7 protein-coding genes (1 of these 7 cut by a window edge) are annotated in these 6272 nt (G+C 67.2%); 4 read left to right on the top strand and 3 right to left on the bottom strand.

Features of this window, described 5'->3' with window-relative positions; translation table 11 throughout:
- On the top strand, positions 1 to 494 hold the 3' portion of the coding sequence (locus ACWV14_RS01170; protein ID WP_454901976.1) for a LysR family transcriptional regulator. The gene continues 487 nt to the left of window position 1, outside the view; 494 of the gene's 981 nt are visible here — the last part of the coding sequence; its start codon lies off the left edge, out of view; its stop codon occupies positions 492 to 494.
- A 20-nt stretch (positions 495 to 514) separates the two neighbouring features.
- On the opposite strand, the gene ACWV14_RS01165 is transcribed toward ACWV14_RS01170, so the two are convergent.
- Entirely contained in the window at positions 515 to 688 is a 174-nt protein-coding gene (locus tag ACWV14_RS01165; RefSeq protein ID WP_237677699.1) for a hypothetical protein, read from the bottom strand.
- A 126-nt stretch (positions 689 to 814) separates the two neighbouring features.
- Between ACWV14_RS01165 and ACWV14_RS01160 the strand changes: the two genes are divergently transcribed.
- Positions 815 to 1621, top strand: a complete 807-nt coding sequence (locus ACWV14_RS01160; protein ID WP_454901974.1) for a metallophosphoesterase — start codon at positions 815 to 817, stop codon at positions 1619 to 1621.
- Between the two features lie 106 nt (positions 1622 to 1727).
- A complete protein-coding gene (locus ACWV14_RS01155) occupies positions 1728 to 3224 on the top strand; it encodes an amidase (RefSeq protein ID WP_454901973.1) in 1497 nt (498 codons plus the stop codon).
- Between the two features lie 9 nt (positions 3225 to 3233).
- Here the strand turns inward: ACWV14_RS01155 and ACWV14_RS01150 are convergent, their stop codons facing one another.
- Together ACWV14_RS01150 and ACWV14_RS01145 are read right to left on the bottom strand one after the other, a co-directional pair.
- Positions 3234 to 3851, bottom strand: a complete 618-nt coding sequence (locus ACWV14_RS01150; protein ID WP_454901971.1) for a TetR/AcrR family transcriptional regulator — start codon at positions 3849 to 3851, stop codon at positions 3234 to 3236.
- Positions 3852 to 3937: 86 nt separating this feature from the next.
- The gene (locus tag ACWV14_RS01145) at positions 3938 to 4672 is read right to left on the bottom strand and encodes a GntR family transcriptional regulator (RefSeq protein ID WP_081267388.1); all 735 of its coding nucleotides are present in this window, start codon (positions 4670 to 4672) and stop codon (positions 3938 to 3940) included.
- 262 nt (positions 4673 to 4934) lie between these two features.
- On the opposite strand from ACWV14_RS01145, the gene ACWV14_RS01140 reads away from it, so the two are divergent.
- Entirely contained in the window at positions 4935 to 6269 is a 1335-nt protein-coding gene (locus ACWV14_RS01140; RefSeq protein ID WP_454901968.1) for an aromatic ring-hydroxylating dioxygenase subunit alpha, read from the top strand.
- The last annotated feature ends 3 nt before the right edge of the window (positions 6270 to 6272 follow it).

The raw sequence follows: 6272 nt of genomic DNA, 5'->3' as shown, positions 1-6272 counted from the left end.
CGGCGCGAGGCCAGTCGGGCGTGGGCGTTGCGTTCGAGACCCAGCGGCTCTACCTGGGCCAATACGTATGCGTGATGCGCCGTGGCCATCCGCTGGCGGATGCACCCCTCACGCTCGACGACTACTGTGCGGCGCGGCACCTGCTCGTGAGTTTTTCAGGGCGGCCTTACGGCTTCATCGACCAGACGCTGGGAGCCATGGGGCGCGAGCGGCGCATCGTGGTGACGGTGAACCAGTTCTTCACCGCGGGCCGGGTGGTTGCCAATTCAGACCTGTTGACCGTGCTGCCGCGTCACTTCGTGACAGTCACCGGCATCGACGATCAGTTGGTGCTGCGCGACCTGCCCTTCGACCAGCCGCCGGTGCACGTGGATGCCATCTGGCACCGGCGCGCCCAGCATGGGCATTCGCACGAATGGCTGCGCACTGCGCTGTTGCGCTCGGCAGCCGCGGCTTTTGCCGGATCGGTCCTCGGGCGGAGGGTGCCCGACTGACCTGCTAACTCGTCGGCCGCTCAGCGGACGACGCTGAGCCAGGCCGAGGCGGCGGCGCGCAGTTCCTGCGCGTGGTGAGCTCCGCGACCGGCGCGCATGTCGGCGCTTTCCATCAGTGCTGCGGCGTGGCTGGCCGGGGCGTTGACAGTCGAGGAGCGGAAGAAACGTGCCACTTGGGCGATGAGGCTGAACATGGTGTTGCGCGGCTTGTGGCCGTGCTCTGAGTGGTTGATGTACCAAGAATAAGGGTTATCCCTAACATTACAACCTCAACCTTATGCGCTTCATGCATGGGTCAATTCCCCTAGACTGGTCCGACGATGAAGTTGCAACTGCTGTCCGACCTTCACCTGGAGTCCCACCCCCGCTTCCATGCCGAGCCCGTGCCGGGCGCCGACATGCTGATCCTGGCGGGCGACATCGGCTCCTACCAGCAAGGCTCCCGCCTGAGCGGCACCGACTTCGGCCTGGGCCGCTTCTCTCCCCGTAACGGCTGGCCGACGCCCGTGATCTACGTGCCGGGCAACCACGAGTACGACAACGTCGACTTCGACGAAACCCACGACCGCCTGCGGACCCTGTGCGACGAGCTCGACATCCTCTGGCTCGAACGCGAAACCCGCGTCATCGACGGCATCCGCTTCGTCGGCACCACGCTCTGGGCCGACTTCGACGCGCTGGCCACTCCCACAGACAGCCTCGCCGAAGCACTCAAGAAACGGGGCAAGGCGATGCGCGCGGCCGATTTCTACCTTGAAAAAGCAGCCACCATGCGTAACGGCCAGCTGTTCCTCGCCGCCCAGTTGCGGGAGCAGGCGCTCGCCTGCCAGGCCTGGCTCGAGCAGGCCCTGGCCGAGCCCTTCGAGGGCACCACGGTCGCCATCACGCATTTCGCGCCCAGCCTCGACAGCGGCGATCCGCGCTACGGGCTGACTCCCGGCACGGCTGGTTTCTGCAATGCGCTCGACGCGCTGCTCCCCCACGCCAGGCTGTGGCTGCACGGCCATCTGCACTGCCCGTCCGATTACGTGAAGAACGGCTGCCGCGTCGTGGCCAACCCGCTGGGCTACGCACGCAACGGCGAACAGGAAGGCTTCAAGCCCCACCTGCTGATCGACATCCGCTGAAAAGGCGCACGGCACGTCCGCGTGCGCTGTAACGGCCGGCAACGCACCGGCCGTGCCCGCTGTGTAGACTGCAAGAGGCCCACCCATCCACCCGGAGGAGAGCGCCATGACGCAACAGCAACAACAACGTCGGACTTTCCTCCAACAGTCGGCCGGCCTCGCAGCCGCCACCGGCATGCTCTCCTTCTGGCCCAAGGCATCGGCCCAGGCGCCCGAGACGGGCGCCAAGGCGATGGGCCAGTCGTCGATCGCCGAGTTGTCGCGCCGCCTCGCAGCCGGCTCTGTCAGCAGCGGCCAGCTGGTGGAAGAAGCACTCTCAGCCATCCAGAATCCTGCCGGCGAAGGCGCGCGCACCTTCATCCGCGTGCACGCCGATTCGGCTCGTGCCGCCGCAGCCCGGCTCGACGCCGACCGCAAGGCGGGCCGCCCCGCGGCTTCGCAGGTCTCCGGCATCCCGATCTCGCTCAAGGACCTGTTCGACGAAGCCGGCGTCACCACGCTCGGCGGCTCGACCGTGCTGGCCGGCCAGCCGCCGGCAGCGCGCGACGCCATCGTGGTCGAGCGGCTGCGGCGCGCCGGCGCGATCATCATCGGGCGCACCAACACGGTCGAGTTCGCCTACACCGGCCTAGGCATCAATCCGCACTACGGCACGCCGAAGAACGTCTACGACCGCGCGACCGGCCGCATCCCGGGCGGCTCGACCTCGGGCGGCGCGATCTCGGTGGCCGACGGCATGGCAGCCGGCGCCATCGGCACCGACACCGGCGGCTCGCTGCGCATTCCTTCGGCGCTCAACGGGCTCGTGGGCTTCAAGCCGACGCAGCGGCGCATTCCGCTCGATGGCGTGCTGCCGCTGTCGACCTCCTTCGATTCGGCCGGGCCGATCGCCTGGACGGTGGAAGACTGCGCCCTGCTCGACGCCGTGATGGCTGGCGAACTGCCGCGCCCGATCCGCGTGCCGCCGCTGCGCGGCCTGCGCTTCGCGGTGCCCAGGACCTTCTTCCAGGATGACCTGTCGCCGGCCGTGGCCGCGGCGTTCGCGGCGGCGCTGTCGAAGCTCTCCGCCGCCGGCGCCACGGTCACCGAACTGCCGATGGCCGAGTTCGCGAAGGCGCCCACCATCAATCCGCGCGGCATGATCACCGCCGCCGAGGCCTTCACCTGGCATCGCGAATTCATCAAGACCGGCGCCGCCAAGTACGACCCGCGCGTGCTGGCACGCATCAAGACCGGCGAAACCATCACCGCGCCCGACTACCTGCAGCTGCAGGCGCTGCGGCGCCAGTTCATCCGCTCGATCAACACCGCGGCCGCCGGCTACGACGCGATGCTGATGCCGACCACGCCCGACACCGCACCGACCATTGCCGAGGTGCTGAAGGACGACGACACCTACTACCGCATCAACGGCCGGATGCTGCGCAACCCGTCGGTGGTGAACCTGTTCGACGGCTGCGCGCTTTCCGTGCCTTGCCACGAGGCGGGCAGCGCGCCGGTCGGGCTGATGATCGCCGGCATCGGCAACACGGACCACCGGTTGCTGGCGGTCGGCTGGGCCGTCGAGGCCGCGGTGACGCCGCGGCGCGTGCTCAGCAGCTGAGCCGGGCCTTCAGCGGGAAGCCAGGCCCTCGAAGCAGGTCGCGAGCACCAGTTCGACGATCTGCTCGTCGGTCTGCAGCCCGCCGGCCTTGAGGAAGCCCAACACCGGATCGCAGGCACGCGCGAACAGCGTGTAGAGCACGGCAATGGCCGGCAGCTTCGGGTTCAGCGAACCGTCGGCCTGCGCGGCCTGGATCCAGCCGCCGAGCTGGTCGCTGATCGTCACCAGCCGGTCGAGGTAGGCGCGGTTGTTCATCAGCGCGGCGCGCAGGGTCGAGTTCTGGTGCGGCAGCGACGGCATCTCGCCGGCCAGCTGCACCTGCATCGACCACCGCACCACTGCGCGCAGCTTGGCGATCGGCTGGTCTTCGGGCGGCACGGTGGCCAAGAACTCGAGGGTGCGCCGCATGATGCGCACCATGGCCGCGGCGGCCAGATCTTCCTTGCTGGGAAAGTGCTTGTAGAGACTGGCCTTGGCGATGCCGACCGCGGCAGCCACCTCGTCGACCGTCATCGATTCGAAGCCTTTTTCGGCCAGCAGCCGGTTCGCGGTCTGCACGATGGCCTCCTCGCGGGCCTGCAGCATCTGTTCCTTGAACGAGGTCTTGGCGGGGGAAACGGCATTCATGCCGGAAATTCTAGTCTCGCGCGTCGCCAACCAGACGACGTGCCCGCCGAAATACCGATCAGTCTTTTACAGACCGATCAGTACGTTCAAGTGTTGCGGCCCTTGGAGACAAGGCGGATCCCAGGCATCAGTTCGGCCGCGAGTTCGGGCCGTTCCAGGGCGTAGTCGAGGTTCATGCGTGCGATCTCGACGTGCTCCTCGCCCAGCGCCTGGGCGCGCGAGCCCTGCCCGCGCTCGATGGCCTGCACCATCGCGTGGTGCGTGCGGTGCGCCTGGCGCATCCACTGCTGGCCCTCTTCCATCGACGACTGCATCGGCAGCATCGCACTGGGCGCGGCGAAGGGCTGGCCGCCGAGCATGTCCATCACCCGCTTGAGCGCGAGGTTGCCGCAGCCTTCGAGGATCAGCTTGTGGAAGCGGTCGTTCATCTCGACGTAGGCCGCGTAGTCGTCCAGGTCCATGCTGGGCTTGTTGACCGCGCGGTCGCCGGCGTCCAGGCAATCCTTCAGGTCGCGCAGCAGCTGGCGCGGCGCGCCGTCCTCGGCCAGCAGGCGGGCGGCAAAGCCTTCGATCACGCCGCGCACGCGAATGGCATCGGCCACTTCCTGCGAGGTGAAGCGGCGCATCTGGTAGCCGCCGGAGGGCGACTGCTCGATCAGCCCTTCGTGCTCCAGGCTGGCCAGCGCCAGCCGCACCGGGGTGCGCGAAGCCTCGAGCTTCTCGGCCAGCGGGATCTCGGCCAGCCGCTCTCCGGGCACGAATTCGCCCTTGAGAATCATGTCGCGCAGCTGCACGAGCACGCGGGATTGTTGGGAGTCCATCGACGAATTCTAGGAGACGCGCCCCGCGCTGTACGCAGCATATTTGCGCTGGCTCGGTTGTTGCATGCATCTCGTGTAAACAAGTGTCAAAAACCGACGTTACGCTCAGCGTTAACCCTGATTTTTGGCGTTTCATGCCCCATTCGAGGGCAAAACCGCAGATGAAAGTTTGACCGGAATCAGAGATCACCAAGACAATGCATACAGTTGCATGCAATGCCTGCAGATCCCTTTCCACAGACCCAAAGATGGAGCCCGCACGATGATCAGCGCCGAGCAGAACGATTTCATCACCCGCGTCGGACCCGGCGCGCCCGCCGGCAAGCTGCTGCGCCGCTACTGGCAGCCGGTGGCCCTGGCCGACGAGCTCACCGGCCAGCGCCCGGTCAAGCCGGTGAAGCTCATGGGACAGGACTTCGTCCTGTTCCGTGACGAGAGCGGCCAGCTCGGCATGCTGGACCGCGACTGCCCGCACCGCGGCGCCGACCTCGCCTTCGGCCGGCTCGAAAACGGCGGCATCCGCTGCGCCTTCCATGGCTGGCTCTTCGATGCCAAGGGCAACTGCCTCGAGACCCCGGCTGAGCCCGCCGCCAGCAAGCTGTGCAGCCGCATCAAGCAGTCGGCCTATCCGGTGGTCGAGAAGGCCGGAACGATCTTCGCGTACATCGGCGAGGGCGAGCCCCCCGCGTTCCCCGACTTCGACTGTTTCGTCGCGCCCGACAGCCACACCTTCGCGTTCAAGGGCCTGTTCGAGTGCAACTGGCTGCAGGCGCTCGAAGTGGGCATCGACCCCGCGCACGCCTCGTACCTGCACCGCTTCTTCGAGGATGAAGACACCTCCGGGAGCTACGGCAAGCAGTTCCGCGGCGCCTCGGCCGACTCCGACATGCCCATCACCAAGGTGCTGCGCGAGTACGACCGCCCCGACATCAGCGTCGAATCGACCGACTACGGCTTCCGCCTGAAGGCGCTGCGCAAGCTGTCGGAAGACACCACCCACGTGCGCGTGACCAACGTGGTGTTCCCGCAGGCCTTCGTGATCCCGATGAGCGCCGAGATGACCATCTCGCAATGGCATGTACCCGTGGACGACACGCACTGCTACTGGTACGCCATCTTCACCAGCTTCACCGGCCCGGTCGACAAGCAGCAGATGCGCGACCAGCGCCTGAAGCTCTACGAGCTGCCCGACTACACCTCGCGCAAGAACAAGCGCAACAACTACGGCTACAGCATCGAAGAGCAGCTGACCGAAACCTACACCGGCATGGGCGACGACATCAACGTGCACGACCAGTGGGCGGTGGAGTCGCAAGGCGCCATCCAGGACCGCACGCGCGAGCACCTGGGCAGCACCGACAAGGGCATCGTCGCCTACCGCCGCCTCCTGGTGAAGGCCATCGAGGCCACGCTGGCCGGCGAAAGCGCACCGATGCTCATCGACGCCGCGCAGGCCAGCGCCATGACCGGCCCGCCCTCCATCGACGGCATCGGCCGCAACGTCAGCGACGAAGCCGCCACCGAGGCCTACTGGCAGGAAGCCGACCGCGCACGCCGCCTGAAGTCCGATTGGGCCTCGGCACGGCTCGCCGCCTGAAGC

This window comes from Variovorax durovernensis (genome assembly GCF_977011995.1).
The sequence above is the reverse complement of the archived record's forward strand: the minus strand, read 5'-3'. Positions and strand labels throughout refer to the sequence as shown.

What these genes read in the sequence shown, in the direction of transcription:
- ACWV14_RS01165 (WP_237677699.1), bottom strand. Translation starts at nt 688, where the DNA reads ATGTTCAGCCTCATCGCCCAAGTGGCACGTTTCTTCCGCTCCTCGACT.
- ACWV14_RS01160 (WP_454901974.1), top strand. Translation starts at nt 815, where the DNA reads ATGAAGTTGCAACTGCTGTCCGACCTTCACCTGGAGTCCCACCCCCGC.
- ACWV14_RS01155 (WP_454901973.1), top strand. Translation starts at nt 1,728, where the DNA reads ATGACGCAACAGCAACAACAACGTCGGACTTTCCTCCAACAGTCGGCC.
- ACWV14_RS01150 (WP_454901971.1), bottom strand. Translation starts at nt 3,851, where the DNA reads ATGAATGCCGTTTCCCCCGCCAAGACCTCGTTCAAGGAACAGATGCTG.
- ACWV14_RS01145 (WP_081267388.1), bottom strand. Translation starts at nt 4,672, where the DNA reads ATGGACTCCCAACAATCCCGCGTGCTCGTGCAGCTGCGCGACATGATT.
- ACWV14_RS01140 (WP_454901968.1), top strand. Translation starts at nt 4,935, where the DNA reads ATGATCAGCGCCGAGCAGAACGATTTCATCACCCGCGTCGGACCCGGC.